Below are 21,685 nucleotides of genomic sequence, written 5' to 3'. Positions count from 1 at the left end.
GTATCACATGTTCTCGTTATGTTCCAGTGGACAACCGCAACCGTCCCGCCCACGCCATCACAGCGCCAGGCTACCCTGCTCCGTCTCCTCGGTATTGGGATCGCCCGGCGCCGCGTTGCGGTCGCCCGGCGCCGCATTTGGGTCGCCCGGCGCCGTCGCCCAGGCGAGTTCCACCAGTGTGACGGTGCGCCGGCCGGTACCGTCGAGTTGGCACACGATCAGGCCCTGCTCCTCGATGTAGGTGAGCAGGCGCCGGGCGCGGCGCATGGAGTGCGAACCATAGGCGCGGGCGATCGCGGCGTCGCTCGGGCAAGGCCAGCCTTCCTTGGCCGCGCGGGCGATCATCATGAACACGCCCTGCATGTCCTCGGGTAGCAGCGAAGCGCGCACGGAGACGTCGCGCCACGCATCGTCCTCGGCCATATCGGAGCCGACGCCGGCGCGGGCGCGCGTCAGCATGCGGCGAAACTCCTGCAGATCGGGCACGACCGAGGCCAGTCCCTCGATGCGGCAGCGCACCACGAACTCCTGGTAGAGCACGCCGATGACGCGGAAGCCCGCATCGGGCTCCGCCAGGATGGCGCGCAGGATGCGGTCCATCCGCTCGCGCCGCTCCGCCAGGTCCTCGGCGCTGGGCGCCGGCTCGGCCGGTTCGGGGCGGATCTCCAGCGCCGCCGACTTCGCCGCCATCAATTGGTCGAGCAGGTCCGGCGATGTCATCCGCCGCTGCGGCCGCGCGGCCTCCGGCGGCGGTGCCGCCAGGATGATCGCGCGGGCATCCTCCAATGCCGCTTCCGGCAACGGCATCAGGCGCGGCGTGCCGTTGCGCGGGCTGGTATCCGTCGGCCCGATGCGCAGGCCGAGCGGGCGGCGCGACAGCGCCGGGCCCAGCGCCATGAAATGCCCGCGCTCCAGGTCGCGAAAAGCCTCCGCCTGCCGCCGCTCCATGCCAAGCAGATCGGCCGCGCGCGCCATGTCGATGTCGAGGAAGGTGCGGCCCATCAGGAAATTGGACGCCTCGGCCGCGACGTTCTTGGCAAGCTTGGCCAGTCGCTGCGTGGCGATGATGCCGGCAAGCCCGCGCTTGCGGCCGCGGCACATCAGATTGGTCATGGCGCCGAGCGAAAGCTTTCTCGCTTCGTCGGAAACTTCGCCGGCCACCGCCGGCGCGAAAAGCTGCGCCTCGTCCACCACCACCAGCATGGGATACCAATGGTCGCGCGCCACCTCGAACAGCCCGCCGAGGAAGGCGGCGGCGCGCCGCATCTGGTTCTCGGCGTCGAGCCCTTCGAGATTGAGCACCGTGGAGACGCGGTGGATGCGCGCCCGCTCGCCGGCGCTCTGCAACCCGCGCTCGGTATGTTCCTCGGCATCGATCACCAGATGGCCGAAGCGTTCGCCCAGCGACACGAAGTCGCCTTCGGGGTCGATGATGGTCTGCTGCACCCAGGGCGCGCTCTGCTCCAGCAGCCGGCGCAACAAATGAGATTTGCCGGAGCCCGAATTGCCCTGCACCAAAAGCCGCGTCGCCAGCAGTTCCTCAAGGTCCAGCGCCGCCGGCGCGCCGGCGGTCGTCTGTCCCATCTCGATCGCAACGGTCATGTCAGACTCAGCCGCTCCTTCGCAGAGGGACTTATCAATCCGATTGCAAAGCGTCGAGCGCCGATGGCCGCCAGTTGGGCGTTGCGCACAGTTGTGCGAATGCTGCCTGCCTGATGCAACATCCGGCGGGCTGAACGATCGCATGACAAGCGCGCAATCGTTTCGGATGCACGTGAAAACAAGCAGTTGAAGCGGAATCGCGATTCAAGCCCTGAAGCCTGGTCGACCGCTCCCGCGTCGTCTCACGCGGGCATCACCGTCCGGGGACCGGGGCCAATGCGGGCGCGTCCAGCCCCTGGAACGGATCGCGCCAGGCCTCGATCTCTTCGAGCCGGCGATACCAGCGCTCGATTTGGGGATAGTCGCCGAGCGGCAAGCGGGCGGCGTCGTTGAAGGGTAGGAACGTCGCCATGCGGAAATCGGCATAGGAGACCGAAGTCCCGGCCAGCCATGGCCGCCGGCCAAGTGCCGCCTCGAGGATCGGCGCCGTCCTGTGGAACTGTTCCAGTCCCTCCGCGACCTTTTCCGCGTCGATCGGCCCGATGCCATAGCGCTGCTTGGTGCCGCGCTCGAAATGCACGATGTCGCAGGCCCTGACGAACTCCTCCTTGCCCCAGCTCAGCCAACGGATCATCTCGGGTTCGCCGTCGCCCGCGCGCCAGAAATCCGAACCCAGGTCGCGCGAAAGCCGGCAGGCTATGGCGTCCGCTTCCCAGAGGCTCCCTCCAGGCCAGGCCAGCAAGGGCAGGGAAAGATTGGGATTGAGCGGACGGAACCGCTCCGCCTGCCCCGGCGCCATGGGCGAAGCGAATTCGAACGCGACTTTCGCCCCGAGGTGACGAGCCACCGCGACTCCCAGGCGCGGATTGGGGTTGCGGCTGAAGAACAGTTTCATCTCCGCGTCCGCCCCGTGCGGTTTCGGCCCGACCTTGTCACTCGCCATCGCCTCGCTCCTTGTTGCGGCATGCACGCCAAGGACGGATAGCGCCGATCGAATCCGACAATGCGGTCGCGACCGCAAGGACCGGTTTGCGAAAAGTCCGGGTTGACCGCTTCCGGACGCGAGGCGACTATCCCTCTCGAAGCATGGCAATGGATCTCGAGGAGGATGAGCGATGGATGAGCCCGACCGCTGGCGCCACATGTCAAGCGCGCCCAAGGACGGCAGCCGGATCCTCGTCACGGTCCGGCCGTCCGAGCAGGGGCCGGCGGAAGTCGACCTCGCCTATTGGTCGGATGGCGACCAGTTCGGCGAAGAAGGCTGGCGCGCGTCGGACTCCTCGCCCGGCCGCATCGTCGAATATGCCGAGCCGGAGCTGAAATGCTGGATGCCGATGCCCTCGGCCAACCTCGCCCGCGCCTCCATGCCCTCGCCCTGGGAAGGCGACGACGCCCAGCAGCTGGACGGCTCGGGGATTTGAGGCACTGAAGCTGCTGATCTCCTGAGACGCCGGCGGGACAGCCCCCTCTGCCCTGCCGGGCATCTCCCCACAAGGGGGGAGATCGGCTGTCGCGAATGCTTTCGCCAATCTTCAACGTTGAAGAATGTAGCGCCGGAGCCAAAGCTGCCAATCTCCCCCCTTGTGGGGGAGATGTCCGGCAGGACAGAGGGGGGCGCCGTAGAGTAAAAACGTTGGTGACCAACTTCAGCATCAAGCCTCTCACACCATGCCACACACACCCTTGCCCCCAAGACACCGCGCTAACGCGAAATCGATGCGCAGGATCATGACCGATGCCGAACTAAAGCTCTGGAACGAGCTGCGTGCGCATAGGCTGATGGGCCTGGGCTTTCGCAGGCAATTCCCCATCGCCGGCTACATCGTAGACTTCGCCTGCCCGGAGAAAAAGCTGATTGCAGAGGTCGACGGTTCACAACATGGCGACCCGGGTCTTGCCAATGCTGACGAGGCCAGAACCAAACGCTTGGAACAGGATGGCTGGATCGTCTTGCGCTTCTGGAATGACGATGTCATCCGCGACATAGACAATGTCTGCCAGCATATCGTTATCGCGGCTGGTTTGGCAGACGCGCCCTGACAGGCTGGCGGGACAGCGCCCCCCTCTGCCCTGCCGGGCATCTCCCCCACAAGGGGGGAGATTGGCAGCTTTGGCTCCAGCGCCACATTTTTCAAAGTTGAAAATTGGCGAAAGCATTCACGACAGCCGATCTCCCCCCTCGTGGGGGAGATGTCCGGCAGGACAGAGGGGGGCGCCGTAGAGTAAAAACGTTGGTGGCCTCAAAACAAGAACGCCGCCGTCGCAGGGTTCGGCCCGACGCGGCCATCGGTTGAATCCATGCCGCGGATGGCCTTCAGGTCCTGCGCGTCCAGTTCGAAATCGAAGACGTCGAAATTGGCCGATATGCGGTCCTGGTGAACCGATTTCGGGATGACGATCAGCCCTTCCTGGAGGTGCCAGCGGATCATCGTCTGCGCCGCGGACTTGCCGTGCTTTGCGGCGATGCCTGCTATGGTCGCGTCGCTGAGCAGCCTGCCGCTGCCGAGCGGGCTCCAGCTTTCGGTGTGGATGTTGTGCCGGGCATGGAACTCCCTGATCTCGCGCTGCTGGAAACGCGGATGCAGCTCGATCTGGTTGACGGCTGGCGTGACGCCGGTTTCGCCGATGATGCGCTCCAGGTGATCCCGGTTGAAATTCGACACGCCGACCGATTTGATCCGGCCGGCTTTCTGCAGCTCGATCAATGTCTGCCAGGCCTCGACATATTTGTCCTGGCTGGGCACCGGCCAGTGGATGAGGAACAGGTCGATCTGTTCGATGCCGAGCTTGTCCATCGTATCGTCGAAGGCGCGCAATGCGGCATCGCGCTGGTGCGCGCCGTTGCGCAGCTTCGAGGTGATGAACAGCTCGCCTCTCGGCACGCCCGCGCTCCGGATCGCCTCCCCGACGCCCTTCTCGTTCTGGTAGCCTTCGGCGGTGTCGATCAGCCTGTAGCCGGCCTTGATCCCCCAACCCACCACCTTGGCGGTGATAGCGGGATCGACTTGCCACACGCCAAGGCCGAGCCGGGGAATGGTCGAGCCGTCGTTCAACGAAATCTGTTCAGGCATGGTCTGGTCCTCTGCGAAGATGGTCCAGCCTATCTAGGCCCGGCATCGGGCAACGGCCAGCCGGCGGCGGACAAATTGCCGAATCTGTGATCGACACAGACGATGCTCCTGTCGCTTGTCCGCAGGCGTCGGCACGTGAGCTCACCGCAAAGATCAGCCCTCATTTCGGTCGGCGCACGGTCCTCACCACGCCGCCCGGGCCGCCGCCGCAGAAGAAGCGGTCGCCGCCGTCGGATTCGAGCCCCGACACGCCCTTGCCGGGCGGCATGTCGAGCCGTTCCAGCACGTCTCCGTTCTCCGGGTCGACGCGCCGCACATCGCTCTGGTCGCCTTCCCAGGTGCCGTGCCACAGCTCGCCATCGACCCAGGTCACGCCGGTGACGAAGCGGTTGGATTCGATGACGCGCAGGATCGCCCCGGTCTCAGGGTCGATCTGGTGGATCTTGCGCTGGCGGTTCTGCCCCACCCACAACGTGCCCTCGGCCCAGGTGAGGCCGGAATCGCCGCCGCCGCCGGGCGCCGGAATGGTGGACAGCACCGCGCCGGTGCCGGGATCGATCTTCTGGATCCGGTCCTTGGCGAGCTGGTAGAGGTACTGGCCATCATAGGCCGTCCCGGCATGCGCGGCGACATCGATCGAGCGCACCGCCTGCCCGCTCTCCGGGTCGAAGGCGGTGAGCCCCTTGCCCGAGGCAAACCAGACGTTCTGCCCATCGAAGCTCACCCCATGCACGCTGTCCACGCCCGCAAAGGGGCCGTATTCACGCAGGATTTCGGCCGCCGCATGTTTCATGTCTTCATCCTCACCCTTGATCGTGTGATCCATTCCTAGCCGTTCGGCAACGGCGCCGGGAGTAACAAGGTGGTCGTGAAACCCGCCACCGGCGGCGTCATCCAGCGGCGCGCCCGGCCGTGGCCGAACCATTGCACCTTGCCGGTCTCGGCAAGCTGCTCCAGCGCGCGCTGCACGCTGCGCTGGCTGGATGCGAGCGCCAGCGCCAGTGCCGAGCTCGACCAGGCTTCGCCGTCGGCGAGGAAGGCGAGCACTGCCGCATGCCGCTCCTCGAGAGGCCGCGCCAGCACCACCACTTCGCCGCCCCGTTTCGGCGCCAGCGAAAAACCGCGCTTCGTCGCCTGGATGTCGGCCAGCCCGCGCAGCTCGGCGCGCAGCCGGCCGATCTCGACCCGCAGCCGGGCGCGATGCGATTCATCGGCGTGCCTGCCGCCGAAGGCCCTGGCGATGAGCGCCGCACGCGGCATGTCGCCGGGCCAGGCCTCGGCCAACGCGCGCGCCAGCGCAAACAGCACCGGGCGCGTCGCCAGAGAGGCCCGCGCCTCCTGTCTGCGCACGGCATAACGAAGACCGTCGACCACCAGCGCTTCCGATGCCTGCAAGGTCTCGACTTCCTCGAGCAGCAGCGGATGCTCCTGGCCGTTCGCGATCAGCCGCGCCGCCGGGGTTGCCAGCACCCGGAACGCGCTGTCGACCTCGGCCATCAGTCCGGGAATGCCGGCCCGCCATGCGGCGTGGCGGGCCCGCTCGAGTGCCGCGCGCGCGGTCTTCGTCCTGAGGCGCCGCATGGCGATGCCGGCGACGACCAGCTCGTGCGCGGCCCGCGAAGCCGGCGGAAACGGCGTCGCATCGAGCCCGGCCAGCACCTGCTCGGCCTCGTCGAGACGGCCGATCAGCAACAGGAATCGCACTTCCAGGTGCCGCGCATGCGCGGCGTTCAGCCGGTCGCCTTGCTTTTCCAGCGTCGCCCGCGCCGCGTCGAGCGCCTTGGCCGGCCAGCCGAGGTCGCGCGAAACCAGCGCGATCTCGGCTTCGGCGATGACGCATCTGGCGCGCGCCACCGCTTCCCTCGGCCCGAAGGTGCGCCCCGCCCGCCGCAGCAGAGCCCTGGCCCGGTCGAGATCGCCGAGCTGCGCCATGGCGATGCCGCGCAGCGCCAGCGCCGGCGCGTCCTCGCGCAACGCCACGCGGTCGAGCGCGCCGAGCGGGTCACCCGCCGCCAGCAACAGCCCCGCGGCCGTGATCAGCGAATCCATCAAAAAAATCCCGCCACGGCGAATCCCGCCACACTTGTAACTCTCACCATCCCGCTGTCCGGCGCTATGTCAGTCGCGTCACATCAAACCGGAACAGCGAGGCAAAAGCCATGACCAAGCAAATGCACACACCGCCGATCGTTTCCCAGCAAGCATGGGAGGCGGCGCGCCAGCAGTTGCTCGTAAAGGAGAAGGCGACGCTCCGCGCCAAGGACGCACTGGCCGCCGAGCGCCGGCGCATGCCGTGGATGGCCGTCGAGAAGGATTACACGTTCGAAGGCCCCAACGGAAAAGCGAGCCTGCTCGACCTGTTCGAGGGCCGCCGCCAGCTGATCGTCTACCGCGCCTTCTTCGAGCCGGGTGTGTATGGTTGGCCCGATCACGCCTGCCGCGGCTGCTCGCTGGGCGCCGACCAGGTCTCCAACCTCGCTCATCTCAACGCCCGTGACACCACGCTGGCCTACGCCTCGCGTGCGCCGCAGGCCGACATTGCGCGGCTGAAGAAGCGGATGGGCTGGGCAATGCCCTGGTACACCATCACCGACAGCTTCGACAAAGACTTCGGCGTCGACGAATGGCACGGCCACAACGTCTTCATCCGCGACGGGGACCGCATCTTCCGCACTTATCTGATCAACAACCGCGGCGACGAGGCGATGGGCACCGTCTGGAGCTACCTCGACGCCACGCCGCTCGGCCGCCAGGAGGTCTGGGAGGACTCGCCCGAAGGCTATCCGCAGACCCCGACCTACAAATGGTGGAACTGGAGCGACAACTACGACGCCGACACCGCGCCGGACAGGAAATGGGACGAAGTGTCTGCTGCCGGCGAGGCGGCGTTCCGCAACAAGGACGCCCAGTAGAGCCTGGCTAGAGCGCCGGCTCGACGCAAGCGCAGCCGGACGCTCTTCGCAAGGCGGCAGCTTTCCCAGGATTGCTGCTGCTTTCCGGGCTCGCGCCAATGCGCAACCGAGGAGAAAGACATGAGCGACATCCATACAGACGCCCTTCCCTGTCCCGATCAGGACGCGGCCCGCCTCGGCATCGCCGACTGGCTGGGCCTCGCCGCAGCGCCGACCTTCGCCCTGATGGCGCTGCTGGCCGGCATCTTCGGCGGCGATGCGGCGATGCTGTGCATGGGCACTTCTTCGCCGCTCACCGGCATGCCGGCCATGTACCTGCTGATGAGCGCCTTCCATCTGGCGCCTTGGCTGCGCGTGATTTCCAACAGGCAGGCGGGCCGGGAGAAAGCAAAGCGCTTGGAGAAAACTCTGCAAAAACAGAGCATTGCGCAACCAGTTTGAATCGCCGATGCAACCCACCAAGGAGAAGAACCATGACACGGACGAGTGAGACGCACGGTCCCGACACACGGGAGCCGATCGAGGCGGAGCCGACACGGCGCGGCGACGAGCCCTCGCAACCCGCCAAGGGCTGCCCCTGGTGCACGCCCGAAAAGACCTGACGCTTCGACGGCGGAGCGGCGCGCCGCCCAGGCGCAATGAAGCCGGCCGTTCGCCCTGCTCATCACCGCCAAGCGCGCTGGCGTTTACGTCGCGATGTCGTTGACAGGCAGCAATGGCGCGGGAAGGTCGACCTCGCCGAGCCCGGTCCGCATCTCGATCTCGATGTCGCGGCAGATCTGCGAGATCGGCACATCGTTGGCGTTGCCCTCGAAAGGGTTGGCGCTGCTCTCGCCGACCTGGTCGAGCGACATGTATGCCCAGCCCAGCAGCGTGCTGAACGGGATCGTCAGCCAGATCGCGATCGAGCTCAGCGCCCCGCCGAATTTGCCCATCTCGGCGAAGACCGGAACGACGCCGAACGGCAACAGCGTGCAGAAGATCATGACGAACATGGAACTGACGATGGCGTATTGGCGGGGATAGGGATTGTTCTTGATGCGGTCGCAGCGCGCCTGCTGGTCGTGGAAGTCGCGGATGAGTTTTGTCAGTTCGCCATAGATCTGCGGAGGAATCTTGGCATCCTTGAACAAGCCGTTGACCTGCACCGATTGCATTTCGAGCAAGGCGATCGCCGGGCGGGGCGATTTCAGGACGCCCTCGGTCTGCTCGGCCAGCAACGGCCGCAATTCGTCGGCGATCGAGCCCGTATCCTCCTGGACATGGTAACGCCGCCGGTATTCGATATTGGCGGCCCGCGCCATGGATTCCCATGGCATCGGCCGCCGCAGCGCGAAACGCAGCGCCGTCATCCAGGCGATGTGGCGATAGATGAGTTGCTTCGCTGTCGGGGCGTCGGTGAAGTCCCTGCAGAAATTGGACCACAACCGGCTGCTGGCCGTGATTTGCGCAAACGCCTGCAGCGCTTCACCGCTGCGGGTAAACACCTGCGAATTCTTGAAGCCCGCAACCAGTGACACCGTGGTGCCGAGCACCAGCACGACAGACCACGGCACCGAGAACCCGGCAAGTCCGGGAAAACGGTAGGCGGCCACCGCCAGTCCGCTCACCACCACCATGTAGATGACGCTGCGCCGCGACCAGAGCGCGAAATCCATCACCTTGTAGGAACGGCCCACATACATAAGATGCCCCCAAATCGCGGACGTGCCCGCTAGCCGCAGGCCAGTCTCCAGTCGCCCTCACCTAGCCTTGGCGGCGCCGAACCGCAATCCGTCCATCAGCAGCCGGACCAGCCGGCGCGAGCGATCGCGCCAATCCGGGGTGTCGGGCGCCGAATAGATGCCGCCCAGCGCGTGCAGCACGTCGGACGCGTCGACATCGCCACGGATGGTGCCCTCGGCCACCGCCGCCTCGACCAATTGCCGCAACGCCGCCGAGACCCGACCCGACGTGTCGGAATAGAGATTGGCATTCGCAGTCAACAGGATGCGCAGGCTGGTCGCAAGCCCTCGCTTGGTGGCGATATAGTCGACGAAGCGCCGCATCCATTCTTCCAGCGCGACGTCGGACGGATGCTTTGTCGCCAGTTCGTCGGCGGCCGCGCACAGCCCTTCCACCTCGCGCCGGTAGACCACCTCGACCAGGTGCTCGCGCGTCGGGAAATGGCGGTAGAGCGTGCCGATGCCGACGCCCGCGCGGCGCGCGATCTCCTCCAGCGAGGCATCGATCCCGCGCTCGGCGAAGACCGAGGCCGCCACCTCGACCAGCCGGTCGCGGTTGCGCTGCGCGTCGGCGCGCAACGGCTTGGCCTCTGCGGTCTTCTGGTCGGGGATGGCGGACGGCTCTGCGGCCAATTTTTTCTCCACTGTCGAAATATGGGGCTTGAACCCCATCGGGTCAGCCCCCACGTAATAAACGGAGGCGCCTCCGCTTTAGTGGAGCACCTTTATCATATAATCAGGGGAACCGGTATGTCACGTGCTGAAAGCTTGCAAGCCAAGGCCGATATTCGTCAGGGATTGGTGAAGGCGCCGAAGAGCGTAATCTCCCCCCGCGGGGGGAGATCGGCCAAGCTGACCACATTGCGCCTTGCCCTTCCCCGCCCCGACACCACTTCATTTCCCTCAGCGTCAAGCAACTGGAGCCAGACGCCCATGACGAACACCACAATCCCCGTCCATCTCGATATCAACGGCCAGCCGCATACGCTGGACCTCGAACCGCGCGTCACGCTGCTCGACGCCTTGCGCGACCGCCTCGGCCTGACAGGCACCAAGAAGGGCTGCGACCACGGTCAGTGCGGCGCCTGCACGGTGCATGTCGACGGCGAGCGCGTGCTGGCTTGCCTGACGCTGGCGGCACAGGCCGAAGGCCGCACCGTCACCACCATAGAGGGGCTTGCACGGGAGGGCGAACTGCATCCCGTGCAGGCTGCCTTCCTCGATCAGGACGCCTTCCAGTGCGGCTATTGCACATCTGGCCAGATCATGTCGGCGGTCGCCTGCATCCGCGAAGGCCATGCCGGCTCCGATGACGAGATCCGCGAATACATGGCCGGCAATCTCTGCCGCTGCGGCGCCTATCCGCACATCATCGCCGCCGTGCGCCAGGCAGCGCTGGAGGCCGCGTCATGAGGGATTTTTCCTATCTTCGCGCCGCCTCGGTCGACGCCGCACGCCAAGCGGCCGCCCTGCCCGGCGCCATGCTGCTGGCCGGCGGCACGACGCTGATCGACCTCGCCAAATGCGGCGTCGCCGAGCCCGATAGCCTGGTCGACATCAGCCATCTCAAGGGGCTCGATACCATCGAGATCGACGAGCGCGGCGCCGTCATCGGCGCGCTCGCCAGGATGAGCCATGTCGCCGACCACGCCGGCATCAAGGGCGGCTTTCCCGCCGTCTCGGAGGCGCTGTGGCAGGCGGCTTCGGCGCAGCTCCGCAACATGGCGACCGTCGGCGGCAATCTGATGCAGCGCACACGCTGCCCCTATTTCCGCGATCCCTCGAATTTTGCCGCCTGCAACAAGCGCGAGCCCGGCAGCGGCTGTTCGGCGATCGGCGGCGTCACCAGGGGCCATGCGGTGCTCGGCACCAGCGAGGCCTGCATCGCCACCTATCCCGGCGACCTCGCCACCGCGCTGGTCGCCTTCGATGCGGTGGTCCATCTCGGAGAACGCCGCGTCTTGGTCGACGACTTTTTCCTGCTGCCCGGCACCACGCCTCAGAAGGAACACGCGATCGAACCGGGCGAGATGATCACCGCCATCGAAATCCCGGGATCCGCCGCCGCCCGCCGCTCGAGCTACGTGAAGGTCCGCGACCGGCAGTCTTACGAGTTCGCCGCCGCCAGTGCCGCCGTCGGCCTCGAACTCGAGGCCGACGGGCGCACCGTCCGCGACCTGCGCGTCGCGCTCGGCGGCGTTGCCACCAAGCCCTGGCGGGCGCGCACCGTGGAAGAGGCGCTTAAAGGCAAGGTGCTGGAGCCTGAGGTTGTCCGCGCGGCCAGCCTGCTCGCCGTCGAGGGCGCCGTCGACCATGGCGCCAACCACTACAAGATCGAGCTCGCGCCGCGCGTGGTGGCCAGAGCGATCCTCAAACTGGGAGAAGCGGCATGACCGTTCACATCGCAAGACATGGCGACGCCTCCGACGGCGTGCTGGCACAAGCCGTCGGAGGCCGGCTGTCGCGCGTCGACGGCCCGGCCAAGATCACCGGCGCAGCCAAATACGCCGTCGAACAGCAGCTCGAAGACCTGGCCTATGGCGTGCTGGTCGACAGCACGATCGCTTCCGGCAAGGTGCGCGCCATCGATACGGCGCAGGCTGAGGCGGCGCCCGGCGTGCTGCAAGTGCTGACGCCGGACACCATCATGGCCCTGAAAACCGCGTCGGACTGGTTCGGCACGCCCCCGCCCGACAAGCCTTATTGCCCGCTGGCGCGCGACATCAGCTTTTCGGGCCAGCATATCGCCGCCGTGGTCGCGGAAACCTTCGAGCAGGCGGTTGCGGCAGCGGCCCTGGTCAAGGTCGACTATGACGAGACGCCGGCCATCGTCGACCTCAACGATGCCAAAGCCGGCGACGGCATTCCGATCGAGGCCATGACCAAGGAATGGGGCGACGCGCAGGCTGCCTTTGCGTCCGCCCCGGTCCGGATCTGCGCCGCCTACAACACGCCGCGCGAATACCAGGCGCCGATGGAGCCGCACGGCCTGATCGCCCGCTGGGAGGGCGACCGGCTCACCGTGTGGGAGCCGAGCCAATGGCTCGATGGGATGGCGCGCACCTATGCCGAGTGGTTCGATGTGCCGTTCGAGAATGTGCGGCTGGTCTCGCCCTATATCGGCGGCGGCTTCGGCTCCAAGGCGCTGGCGCTCGGCCACGGCGCGGTTGCCGCGAGTGCAGCCAAAATGCTCGGCCGGCCGGTGCGCCTGGTGATGACGCGCCCGCAGACCTTCACCGGCTATGGCGGCCGCGCCGCGACGCGCCAGACGGTGGCGCTCGGCGCGGATGCGGAAGGAAAAATCCAGTCGATCGTGCATCGCGGCGTCAATGAAACGTCGATCGATGGCATGTGGGTGGAGCCGTTGGCCTCGGTTACCTCGATCATGTACGCGACGCCGAACTTTTCGTCCCGGCAGAACGTCGTGCGGGTGAATTCCGTGGTGCCGGGCGCCATGCGCGCGCCGGGCGAGAACCCCTCGGCCTTCGGCATCGAAAGCGCCATCGACGAGCTCGCCTATGAGGTTGGCATCGACCCGCTGGAGATCCGGCTGCGGAACTATGCCGAGCAGGACCCGGAAGTGAAAAAAGCCTGGTCCACCAGGCAGTTGCGCGAGGCTTTTGCCACGGGCGCCGAGCGCTTCGGCTGGGCCAGGCGCTCACCGGAGCCGCGTTCGATGCGCGACGGCAACCATCTGATCGGCTGGGGCGTGGCCGCAGGCACCTATCCGGTGCGGCGCGCCTATGGCGAGGCGATCGTGCGCATCCTGGCCGACGGCTCGGTCGAGGTCGAAAGCTCCTCGATCGACATGGGCCAGGGCACCTACACCATCCTGGCGCAGACGGCGGCCGAGACGGTTGGCGTGCCGGCCGACGACGTCGTGGTGAAGCTGGGCGATTCCCGCTTCCCCCGCGCCGGCGTCGCCGGCGGCTCGCGCCTGGCCGGCGTCATGACGGGCGCCGTCTACAAGGCCGCGACCTCGGCGCTCGACCAGTTGGTCGGGTTGGCGATCAGCGACCCGCGCTCGCCCTTCCATGCGCTGCAGGCCAACACGCTGGTCGTCGCCAATGGCCGCATCACCGCACCGCGTGGCGACGGCCCCGATGTGTCGATCGCCGAGCTCCTCAAAAGCGTCGGCCGCGATCGCATCGAGGCGACAGGCGATACCATGCCGGCCAATTCGAGTGCCGAGGACCGCTACAGGAACTACACCACCATCGCCATGGCGCTGCCGCACACGGAAGGCGATTATTCCCGCCATTCCTGGTGCGCGCATTTCATCGAGGTCCGCGTCGACGAGGATTTCGGCACCGTGCGGGTCTCGCGCGTCGTGTCGGCGCTGGATTCGGGACGGCTCTACAATCCGAAGCTGGCGGAAAGCCAGTGGAAGGGCGGCATCATCATGGGCATCGGCCAAGCGTTGCTGGAAGAAGGCATCATCGACCGCCGCCACGGCCGCATCGTCAACAACAACCTCGCCGACTATCTGGTGCCGACCAATGCCGACATTCCCGACATCGAGGTGATTTCGGTCGGCATCCCCGACCCGCACTCCTCGGTGCTCGGCGGCAAGGGCGTCGGCGAACTGCCCATCGTCGGCGTGGCGCCGGCGATCGCCAACGCGGTGTTCCACGCGACGGGGAAGCGCGTCCGCGATTTGCCGATCACGCTGGAGAAGCTGATCTGAGCGGTGGAAGCGAGCAATCTCCCCCCTTGAGGGGGAGATGGCCGGCAGGCCAGAGGGGGGCGGCCAGGCGCGATCCCGGCAAGCGCTTCGCGCCGGAGCCGCCCTGGCGGCGGTGAGGCTGATCTCCGCCCTTGCGGCGAGACTACGCCTTAGCCTCAATGCGCTGCCAGGGGCGTGCCTATGTCCGAGACGAGCTTGACGAGATCGGCTTGGCGTCTCGTCCCGGTTTTGGCGAAGATACGATTGAGGTGTGTCTTCAAGGTGTTTTCGCCGATGCCGAGCGACAAAGCGCTCTTCGACGCCGACAATCCGCTGCCGATCCGCAGCAGGACCCGCGCCTCCGCGGGCGTAAGGTCGAACAGCGTGGTCAGGACGGCCTCCGGGAGAGGAGAAGCCGACGTTGTGGTCGATATGAAGACAGCCGCGCATGCCGGCCGGAAAGCCGCGCGCGCGGTTCCTTCGGTCAGCGGCAGCACATAGGCGACAGCGGGCGGCCGGCCTGGGGCCGAGACCGGCAGTCCTATGCCCCGGGCGCCAAGCGAAGCATCTGCGTTCGCGGCGCTGGCGATCGCTTCCAGCAGGGCGCGGGCGACCGCCGGATTCTGCGCCTGGAGCAGGCCGTTCCTGGAAAGAATCGGACCTTGCGCCGACAACATCCGTTCGGCAGCGCCATTGGCATGGAGGATGGCCCCGTTGGCGCCGGCAAGCACGACAGGCACTGCGAGATTGTCGAGCGCCTGGCGGTAAAGGCTGGCGGTAACGCGAGCCTGGTCGAGCAGGTCTCCGATCAGGGAAGCACGGCGCAGATGCGGCGAGAGCAACGCCAGGAAATGTTGGTCCTCGGCTGATATGATCCCCCTGTCGGCCCATGTGGTGCAACCCATGAGCCCGATCCGGTCCGATGTGTGGACGAATTTGGTGATGCAGGCTTCGCGCAATCCCTGCGGTTCGGCCCAATTCTGAAAAAATGCCGTCTGCCCGAGTTCGGCTTCGCTCATCAGCGACAGCGTCGCGACGGGCGTGTCGACGTCGCCGATGACCGCCGTCTTCAGACCGGGAATTGCATCAAAGTCATAGTCCTGGAGCACGCGCATTTGCACGGGATCCCAGGGCGATTGAGCGGCGAAGCGGCCATGATTGTCGGCGGTGCTGGCGAGCGCGATGGTTGTATAGGCCGCGTCCATGGCCGTCGTGATCCGGGTCATGACCCCGGCCCAGCCTTCCGGGTTCAAAACGCAATCGTAGATATCGCCGATAATGGAACCAAGGACTTCGCTGCTCAGCCTCTCCACCACGCCTCCAGACACACTGCGATCTCGCCTCGGAGAATTTTGTGGCGTCATACTTTTGGATGACGCCACTCCTGGCCGATCTCGATTAGGATTCAACTCGATTGCTTGACGCCAGCCGCCACTGTTGCCGGTTATTCTGCCGATTGAAAGTATGGCGATCGGTATTTTTTAAGCGCGGATACTTTATCGAGGTTTTCCATTGTCGCGAAAGACGGTGTTTTCATCGGCTCAGTTGCCGCCGCATCTTGGCGAACGCGAGCGATTTTCCCTGTGGCAGGACATCCACGTCGCGGAAATCTGGTCGGTGGAATACGGCATATCGGAAAACCTGCCCTTCGAGGCCTCGATCGAAGCCACGGCTGTCGGTTCACTGGTTCTCGGTCAGATGTCCGGAACGATCAAGCAGGCGACAAGGAAGGCGAGCAACATCGCCGAGGACGACAATGACGGCTATTTGCTGTTGATCAACAAGGCCGACACCCTCTTGTCGGGCGTGCAGGTCGGCCGCGAATATGCCGTCGGTCGGGGAGAAGCGGTCCTCGTCACGGCCTCGGAGGCGCTGAAAATGACCGGTGCCGACAGCAATATCTGGACCAATGTGGTGGTCCCACGCGCGGTCCTCATGCGCGCCTTCCCGCAGATCGACGACCGGCTGGGGTTGAAGATCGGCGCCGACAACGAAGCCCTCGATCTTCTCAAGCGCTATTGCGAGCTTCTTGAAAGCGGCAGCCCGCTCGCCTCGGCCGATCTCATAACCCATGCGACGGACACGATCGTGGACCTGATCGGCCTGGTGACCGGGGCGAAAGGCCGGGCTGCCGAATTGGTCGGCCTTCGCGGCCTGCGCGCCGCCAGGCTGGAGGCGATCCTGGCAACGATTGCCGAGGATTTCGCCGATCCTGGCATCTCCGCCCAAGGTGTCGCGCAACAGCTCGGCCTGTCGGCGCGCTACGTCCATGATCTCCTTCAGGAAACCGGAGTGAGCTTCTCCGAGCGCGTTCTCGAACTGCGGTTGCAGAGCGCCCATAGGATGCTCTCTCAGAGACACAGCGACATGCGGGTCAGCGATATCGCGATGACGAGCGGGTTCAGCGATGTATCGTATTTCAATCGCTGCTTTCGTCGCCGTTTCGGCTATACGCCGACCAGCGCCAGATAGGGTTGCGGCACTTTCTGTGGCCGGCCCTGGCGCGGCGTCCGATTCTCTCTTTGAGAGGCCGGTGGAGCGGCACCTGCGCGATCGTGGCGCAGAACTGCCACAGTGCGCGCAAAAGGCTCGGCTTTTCGCTCCAGTCCAATTCCAGTGCGGCCCTGCCCAAGACAAGCCCGAGCTCCAATGACATGTCAGCCTCAGGGTGAAATGACTATCATGTCAGGGGTTTGGATGCCGCAGAACACATTTGCAGGCCGCAAGGCGACGGGGATGAAGTATCTGTTGCTGGCTTCGACCGCGCTGGTCGGTCTTGGTCAGCCGCTCACCGCGGCGGCAGCCGAGATCTGGACCGGTGCTGCCTCCACGAACTGGTTCACGGCCGGAAACTGGACCCCAGCGTCGGTGCCGACAGCGGCCGATAATGTCACTATCAACACAAGCGCCGTCAACCCGACTGTCATCAACGGCGCAAATGCTTTTGCCGCCGGTGTCACCATAGCAAATGGCTCTTCCTCGACCGGTGATCTGACCATTTCGAATGCCGGCACTCTGACCAGCCAAGACGGTACATTGGCATATTCGGCAACCGCCAATGCATCGGCAACGATCACCGGCGTCGGCTCCTCGTGGAGTACTTTCGCTAGTTTCGCCCTTGGATATGGCGGCACCGGCACGCTGAACGTTGCCAGCGGCGGTGTTATGAATGATGGCAGTAGTTTTGTCGGTTATAATTCCGGCTCCGTTGGAACGGCCACGGTCGACGGCACCGGGTCGCAATGGAACAGCGCGGGCAATCTCTATGTCGGTTTCGGCGGCACCGGATCGGTGACGGTTTCAAATGGCGGCCTGTTGTCGGATGATCTTGCCAATATTGGCGGGAGTTTCTCGGCCTCCGGCACCGTTGTGGTGACGGGGCTAGGCTCGGCCTGGACGAATGCTTCCCAGGTAACTGTCGGCGATCAGGGCACCGGATTTCTGGACATCTTCAGCGGAGCAACGGCGACGGATGTGACCGGCGTTGTCGCCGCGAATGCCGGCTCCCACGGCACAGTCAATGTCTCCGGCACGGGGTCGACATGGACCAACAGCGGGAACCTGACGGTTGGACAGACTGGCACGGGCGCGATGATCGTTTCCGCCGGCGGCAAGGTGACCGACAGCGTAGGCACAATTGCCAAGAATTCAAACTCCACGGGTACGGTCATCGTCGACGGCACGGGCTCGACCTGGACCAACGCTTCCCACCTGTTCATCGGCGATCAGGGCACCGGTACGCTGACGGTTTCGAACGGCGGCAAAGTCAGCAACCTGAGCGGCATTTTGGGTAACCTGGCGGGTTCCAGTGGCACGGCAACCGTCGATGGCGTTGGCTCCACCTGGGCCAACGCCGCGCTCGCGGTCGGCAACGGGGGTTTCGGCACGCTGACGATAACGAATGGCGGCAAAGTCACCAGTTCGGTGGGATATGCGGGCTATGCCGCGGGCTCCACTGGCACGGTGGCGGTCGACGGTAACGGATCGTCCTGGACAAACACTTCCAACCTGTTCATCGGCGACCAAGGCCAGGGTGCGCTCACAATCTTGGGCGGCGGCGCGGTCAGTAGCGCCATCGGCACGATCGGCGCGCTGACGGACTCTATCGGCTTCGCGACGGTCACCGGTTCCGGCTCGACCTGGACCAACAGCTCGGATCTATTCGTCGGCGATAGCGGCAGCGGCACGCTCTTGGTTGGGAGCGGCGGCGTGGTCAGCAACGCCTCGGGGAATATCGGCGCGAAAGCAGGTTCAACCGGTTTCGTGTTCGTCGACGGCGCCGGCTCGACCTGGACCAACAGCTCCAATCTGGCTGTGGGCGATTTCGGTACCGGAACACTGGCGATCTCCCACGGCGGGGTCGTCAAGAACAGCTCGGCGGTCATTGGCGCGAAAGCAGATTCGACCGGCACTGTGTTCGTCGAAAACGCCGGCTCGACCTGGACCAACAGCTCGGACCTCATCGTTGGCGATCAGGGCACGGGTACGCTGGCGGTCTCGAACAAGGGCGCGGTCAGCAATCAGAACGGCATTTTAGCCAACGTTGCGGGCTCCACCGGCACGGCAACGGTCGACGGTATAGGCTCGACCTGGGCCAGCGTAGCTCTTGTTGTCGGTTCCGCCGGCACCGGCGAAATGAACATCCTCAACGGCGGCGCGGTCAGCAGTGGCCTGGGCTTCGTTGGTTTCGATTCGGGTTCCGCCGGCACGGTGACGGTCGACGGCACGGGATCGACCTGGACAAACAGTTCCAACCTGTTCGTCGGCGATCAGGGTACCGGCACGCTGAATATCTCGAACGGCGGCAAGGTCAGCGATACCACAGGCTATGTGGGCACATTGTCGGGCTCGACGGGCACGGTAACGGTCGACGGTGGGGGGTCGGCCTGGAACAACAGCTCGGACCTGTTCGTAGGCGGTTTCGGCACGGGTACTCTGACGATCTCGAACAGCGGCACGGTCAGCAATGGCTGGGGCTATATCGGCTACATTGCCGGTTCGACCGGCATGGCGGCGGTTGACGGCGCGGGATCGAAGTGGACGAACAGCGGGGACCTCTATGTCGGAGGCTTTGGCACGGGCACGGTGACGGTTTCGAACGGCGGCATGGTCAGCAATGGCTTGGGCTTGATTGGCTACGCCGCGGGTTCGCTCGGCACGGTAGCGGTCGACGGTGCCGGCTCGATTTGGGCAAACAGTTCGAACCTGAGCGTCGGCGACCAAGGTACGGGCACGCTGGCCATCACCAATGGCGGCACCGCCAGCAACCAGACCGGCTATTTGGGCAAGGCTGGGGGTTCCACAGGCATCGCCACCGTTGATGGGTCGGGTTCGCACTGGATCAATTTCTCGGACCTGCGCATCGGCGATTCCGGCACGGGCAAGTTGACGATCTCGAACGGCGGCAGCGTCGTCAACCTGGTGAGCACCGTAGGCTCCGCCGCGGGCGCCATCGGCTCGGTGACAGTCGACGGCGTCGGCTCGGTTTGGGCCAATAATGCTTCCCTTTATCTCGGCGAAGACGGCACCGGCACGCTGGCGATCTCAAACGGAGGTATCGTTACCAGCGCTGCTGGCTATCTGGGCTTTGACGCCGGGGCGGTGGGCACGGCAATCGTCAGCGGCGCAGGCTCAAGCTGGACCAGCAGCAACCTCCTTCAGGTCGGTCAGGGTGGCACGGGATCATTGACCGTCTCGAACGGTGGCAAGGTCGCCAACACCGATGGCTATCTGGGCTTTTATGCCGGGTCCATTGGCATGGCCAACGTCAGCGGCGCCGGCTCGACATGGGCCAGCAGCGGAGATCTCGATGTCGGCGTTAGTGGAACAGGCACGCTGACGATTGCCAATGGCGGCGCGGTGTCGAGCGGCGGCGTGGTCAACATCGCCGCCATGGCGGGCTCCGTCGGCACGCTAAACATCGGTGCGGCGAGCGGATCGCCAGCGGCGGCCGCGGGCACGCTCAATGCGGCGAGCGTCCAGTTCGGGCCGGGCGCGGGTGCGATCAACTTCAACCACACCGATACGAACTACGCCTTCGCGTCGGCGATCGGTGGCGCGGGCACGATCAACCAGATCGCCGGCGCGACGAACCTCACCGCCGATTCGAGCGGCTTCACCGGTGCCACCAATGTGGATGGCGGGCGGCTGGCCGTAAATGGTTCGCTGGCCAATTCGCTGGTGACGATCTTCGGTGGCACGCTGGGCGGCAACGGCACGGTGGGTGGTGTCATGGCGCGGTCGGGCGGCATCATCGCACCCGGCAATTCGATCGGTACGCTCCACGTCGCCGGCAATCTCGACCAGGCGGCCGGCTCGATCTACCAGGTCGAGCTGACCTCGACCGGCCAGTCCGATCTCATCCACGCGACGGGCACGGCGACCATCGCCTCCGGCGCGATCCTCCAAATGGTCAAGACGGACGCAGCGCCTTACGTGCCGGGCACGCATTACACGGTTCTGCAGGCCGACGCGGGCGTCATCGGCACCTACACAATCAGCGGACTGGGCCTTTTCACCGGCCTTTACGCCAATTACGATCCGACGCATGTCTACATCGACGCGGTGCAGGCAAAGTCCTTCGCCGATGTCGGCCTGACGCCAAACCAGATCGCCACCGGCGGTGGTGCCGAAAGTCTTGGCAGCGGCAATCCGCTGTTCGATGCGATATTTGCTTTGCCGAGCGAAGCAGCCGCCCAGGACGCCTTCGACCAGCTTTCCGGGGAAATCCACGCCTCGGCCAAGGGCATGCTGCTTGAAGACAGCCGCTTCGTCCGCGACGCCGCCAGCAATCGCATTGCTGCTGCCTTTGGCGATGGCGGCGCGGCGGCGCTGCCGGTCATGGCCTATGGCGAGGGTGGACCGGAAATGGTGGCGGCCGATACCGACCGCTTCGCCGTCTGGGGCCAGGTGTTCGGTTCGTGGAGCAACACCGACAGCGACGGCAATGCCGCCGCCTTCGACCGCTCGACCGGCGGCCTGCTGGCCGGCGCCGACACTTTGGTCGGCGGCTGGCGTGTCGGCGTGCTCGGCGGCTACGGCCATTCCTCCTTCGATGCCGACGACCGCGATTCGTCAGGCAAGAGCGACAGCTATCATCTCGGTCTCTATGGCGGCACCAACTGGGGCGCCATCGCCTTCCGCAGCGGTGCAGCCTATAGCTGGAGCAGCATCTCGACCAGGCGCTCGGCTACTTTCAACGGCTTTGCCGATCAACTGTCGGCGGACTACGACGCCGGCACCGCGCAAGTGTTCGGCGAACTCGCTTACAAGGCTGATGCCAGTGGCTTCCATTTCGAACCCTTCGCCAACCTCGCCTATGTCAGCGTGCACACCGACGGCTTCACCGAAACGGGTGGTGCCGCGGCGTTGACCAGCGCCAGCACAAACAACGACGCCACCTTCACCACACTCGGCCTTCGCGGCGCGACCGACTTCGCGCTTGGCGGCATCGATGCCACCGCTCGCGGCATGCTCGGCTGGCGTCACGCCTTCGGCGATGTCACGCCGACCTCCGCTTTCGCCTTCGCCGGCGGCGATCAATTCACCATCGCCGGCGTGCCGATCGCCAGGGATGCCGCGGTGATCGAGGCCGGCCTCGATCTCAACATGTCGGCCAATGCGACGCTCGGCCTGTCCTATACCGGCCAGTTCGGCAGTGGCACGGTCGAGCAGGGCGCGAAGGTCGATCTGGGCGTGAAGTTCTGAACG

General features: G+C 65.5%; 18 protein-coding genes. 10 read left to right on the top strand and 8 right to left on the bottom strand.

Annotated elements, in window-relative coordinates; genetic code table 11:
- Positions 1-57: 57 nt before the first annotated feature.
- Complete coding sequence (locus FJ972_RS13230; protein ID WP_224655998.1) at positions 58-1,602, bottom strand: ATP-binding protein; 1,545 nt, start codon at positions 1,600-1,602, stop codon at positions 58-60.
- A 253-nt stretch (positions 1,603-1,855) separates the two neighbouring features.
- Positions 1,856-2,497, bottom strand: a complete 642-nt coding sequence (locus FJ972_RS13225; RefSeq protein ID WP_140521589.1) for a glutathione S-transferase family protein — start codon at positions 2,495-2,497, stop codon at positions 1,856-1,858.
- Between the two features lie 220 nt (positions 2,498-2,717).
- Here FJ972_RS13225 and FJ972_RS13220 point away from each other — a divergent pair, with 220 nt between their 5' ends.
- Positions 2,718-3,023, top strand: a complete 306-nt coding sequence (locus FJ972_RS13220) for a hypothetical protein (RefSeq protein WP_140500102.1) — start codon at positions 2,718-2,720, stop codon at positions 3,021-3,023.
- A gap of 247 nt (positions 3,024-3,270) precedes the next feature.
- A complete protein-coding gene (locus FJ972_RS13215; RefSeq protein WP_140521473.1) occupies positions 3,271-3,642 on the top strand; it encodes an endonuclease domain-containing protein in 372 nt (123 codons plus the stop codon).
- Positions 3,643-3,842: 200 nt separating this feature from the next.
- On the opposite strand, the gene FJ972_RS13205 is transcribed toward FJ972_RS13215, so the two are convergent.
- The 3 genes from FJ972_RS13205 to FJ972_RS13195 form a co-directional block, all read right to left on the bottom strand.
- The gene (locus FJ972_RS13205; protein WP_140521472.1) at positions 3,843-4,673 is read right to left on the bottom strand and encodes an aldo/keto reductase; all 831 of its coding nucleotides are present in this window, start codon (positions 4,671-4,673) and stop codon (positions 3,843-3,845) included.
- Between the two features lie 160 nt (positions 4,674-4,833).
- On the bottom strand, positions 4,834-5,466 hold the full coding sequence (locus FJ972_RS13200) for a glutamine cyclotransferase (RefSeq protein ID WP_140521471.1): 633 nt from the start codon (positions 5,464-5,466) through the stop codon (positions 4,834-4,836).
- A gap of 35 nt (positions 5,467-5,501) precedes the next feature.
- Positions 5,502-6,722 carry a helix-turn-helix domain-containing protein gene (locus tag FJ972_RS13195; RefSeq protein WP_140521470.1) on the bottom strand — a complete coding sequence of 407 codons (1,221 nt, stop codon included), beginning with the start codon at positions 6,720-6,722 and terminating at the stop codon, positions 5,502-5,504.
- A gap of 110 nt (positions 6,723-6,832) precedes the next feature.
- On the opposite strand from FJ972_RS13195, the gene FJ972_RS13190 reads away from it, so the two are divergent.
- The 3 genes from FJ972_RS13190 to FJ972_RS30150 all read left to right on the top strand — a co-directional run bounded on the left by FJ972_RS13190 (position 6,833) and on the right by FJ972_RS30150 (position 8,187).
- Positions 6,833-7,585: a DUF899 domain-containing protein gene (locus FJ972_RS13190; RefSeq protein ID WP_140521469.1), complete on the top strand. Its 753-nt coding sequence runs from the start codon at positions 6,833-6,835 to the stop codon at positions 7,583-7,585.
- Between the two features lie 120 nt (positions 7,586-7,705).
- Entirely contained in the window at positions 7,706-8,026 is a 321-nt protein-coding gene (locus FJ972_RS13185) for a hypothetical protein (protein WP_140521468.1), read from the top strand.
- Between the two features lie 32 nt (positions 8,027-8,058).
- Positions 8,059-8,187 carry a hypothetical protein gene (locus FJ972_RS30150; protein WP_263483591.1) on the top strand — a complete coding sequence of 43 codons (129 nt, stop codon included), beginning with the start codon at positions 8,059-8,061 and terminating at the stop codon, positions 8,185-8,187.
- Positions 8,188-8,271: 84 nt separating this feature from the next.
- On the opposite strand, the gene FJ972_RS13180 is transcribed toward FJ972_RS30150, so the two are convergent.
- The gene (locus tag FJ972_RS13180; RefSeq protein ID WP_140521467.1) at positions 8,272-9,270 is read right to left on the bottom strand and encodes a bestrophin family protein; all 999 of its coding nucleotides are present in this window, start codon (positions 9,268-9,270) and stop codon (positions 8,272-8,274) included.
- A 57-nt stretch (positions 9,271-9,327) separates the two neighbouring features.
- Positions 9,328-9,942, bottom strand: a complete 615-nt coding sequence (locus FJ972_RS13175) for a TetR/AcrR family transcriptional regulator (protein WP_140521466.1) — start codon at positions 9,940-9,942, stop codon at positions 9,328-9,330.
- A gap of 300 nt (positions 9,943-10,242) precedes the next feature.
- Between FJ972_RS13175 and FJ972_RS13170 the strand changes: the two genes are divergently transcribed.
- Genes FJ972_RS13170 through FJ972_RS13160 form a run of 3 tightly spaced genes read left to right on the top strand, consistent with a single transcriptional unit; the run spans position 10,243 to position 13,996 of the window.
- Complete coding sequence (locus FJ972_RS13170; RefSeq protein ID WP_140516079.1) at positions 10,243-10,722, top strand: (2Fe-2S)-binding protein; 480 nt, start codon at positions 10,243-10,245, stop codon at positions 10,720-10,722.
- Positions 10,719-11,702, top strand: coding sequence for an FAD binding domain-containing protein (locus tag FJ972_RS13165; protein ID WP_140516081.1), 984 nt, complete (start codon positions 10,719-10,721; stop codon positions 11,700-11,702). The genes FJ972_RS13170 and FJ972_RS13165 overlap by 4 nt, the downstream gene beginning before the upstream one ends.
- The gene (locus FJ972_RS13160) at positions 11,699-13,996 is read left to right on the top strand and encodes a xanthine dehydrogenase family protein molybdopterin-binding subunit (protein ID WP_140521465.1); all 2,298 of its coding nucleotides are present in this window, start codon (positions 11,699-11,701) and stop codon (positions 13,994-13,996) included. The genes FJ972_RS13165 and FJ972_RS13160 overlap by 4 nt, the downstream gene beginning before the upstream one ends.
- Positions 13,997-14,151: 155 nt before the next feature.
- Here the strand turns inward: FJ972_RS13160 and FJ972_RS13155 are convergent, their stop codons facing one another.
- Positions 14,152-15,288 (bottom strand): helix-turn-helix transcriptional regulator, encoded by a 1,137-nt coding sequence (locus tag FJ972_RS13155; RefSeq protein WP_140521464.1) that lies wholly within the window; start codon positions 15,286-15,288, stop codon positions 14,152-14,154.
- 199 nt (positions 15,289-15,487) lie between these two features.
- Here FJ972_RS13155 and FJ972_RS13150 point away from each other — a divergent pair, with 199 nt between their 5' ends.
- Entirely contained in the window at positions 15,488-16,447 is a 960-nt protein-coding gene (locus FJ972_RS13150) for a helix-turn-helix transcriptional regulator (protein ID WP_140516087.1), read from the top strand.
- A 225-nt stretch (positions 16,448-16,672) separates the two neighbouring features.
- Positions 16,673-21,682 (top strand): autotransporter domain-containing protein, encoded by a 5,010-nt coding sequence (locus FJ972_RS13145; protein WP_226880577.1) that lies wholly within the window; start codon positions 16,673-16,675, stop codon positions 21,680-21,682.
- The last annotated feature ends 3 nt before the right edge of the window (positions 21,683-21,685 follow it).

This window comes from Mesorhizobium sp. B2-1-1 (genome assembly GCF_006442975.2).
Lineage (GTDB): Bacteria > Pseudomonadota > Alphaproteobacteria > Rhizobiales > Rhizobiaceae > Mesorhizobium.
The sequence above is the reverse complement of the archived record's forward strand: the minus strand, read 5'-3'. Positions and strand labels throughout refer to the sequence as shown.

Coding starts and splice junctions, on each gene's coding strand:
- FJ972_RS13225 (WP_140521589.1), bottom strand. CDS start 2,497: ATGAAACTGTTCTTCAGCCGCAACCCCAATCCGCGCCTGGGAGTCGCG.
- FJ972_RS13170 (WP_140516079.1), top strand. CDS start 10,243: ATGACGAACACCACAATCCCCGTCCATCTCGATATCAACGGCCAGCCG.
- FJ972_RS13215 (WP_140521473.1), top strand. CDS start 3,271: ATGCCACACACACCCTTGCCCCCAAGACACCGCGCTAACGCGAAATCG.
- FJ972_RS13220 (WP_140500102.1), top strand. CDS start 2,718: ATGGATGAGCCCGACCGCTGGCGCCACATGTCAAGCGCGCCCAAGGAC.
- FJ972_RS13165 (WP_140516081.1), top strand. CDS start 10,719: ATGAGGGATTTTTCCTATCTTCGCGCCGCCTCGGTCGACGCCGCACGC.
- FJ972_RS13205 (WP_140521472.1), bottom strand. CDS start 4,673: ATGCCTGAACAGATTTCGTTGAACGACGGCTCGACCATTCCCCGGCTC.
- FJ972_RS13145 (WP_226880577.1), top strand. CDS start 16,673: ATGCCGCAGAACACATTTGCAGGCCGCAAGGCGACGGGGATGAAGTAT.
- FJ972_RS13160 (WP_140521465.1), top strand. CDS start 11,699: ATGACCGTTCACATCGCAAGACATGGCGACGCCTCCGACGGCGTGCTG.
- FJ972_RS13200 (WP_140521471.1), bottom strand. CDS start 5,466: ATGAAACATGCGGCGGCCGAAATCCTGCGTGAATACGGCCCCTTTGCG.
- FJ972_RS13180 (WP_140521467.1), bottom strand. CDS start 9,270: ATGTATGTGGGCCGTTCCTACAAGGTGATGGATTTCGCGCTCTGGTCG.
- FJ972_RS13185 (WP_140521468.1), top strand. CDS start 7,706: ATGAGCGACATCCATACAGACGCCCTTCCCTGTCCCGATCAGGACGCG.
- FJ972_RS13230 (WP_224655998.1), bottom strand. CDS start 1,602: ATGACCGTTGCGATCGAGATGGGACAGACGACCGCCGGCGCGCCGGCG.
- FJ972_RS13195 (WP_140521470.1), bottom strand. CDS start 6,722: ATGGATTCGCTGATCACGGCCGCGGGGCTGTTGCTGGCGGCGGGTGAC.
- FJ972_RS30150 (WP_263483591.1), top strand. CDS start 8,059: ATGACACGGACGAGTGAGACGCACGGTCCCGACACACGGGAGCCGATC.
- FJ972_RS13190 (WP_140521469.1), top strand. CDS start 6,833: ATGACCAAGCAAATGCACACACCGCCGATCGTTTCCCAGCAAGCATGG.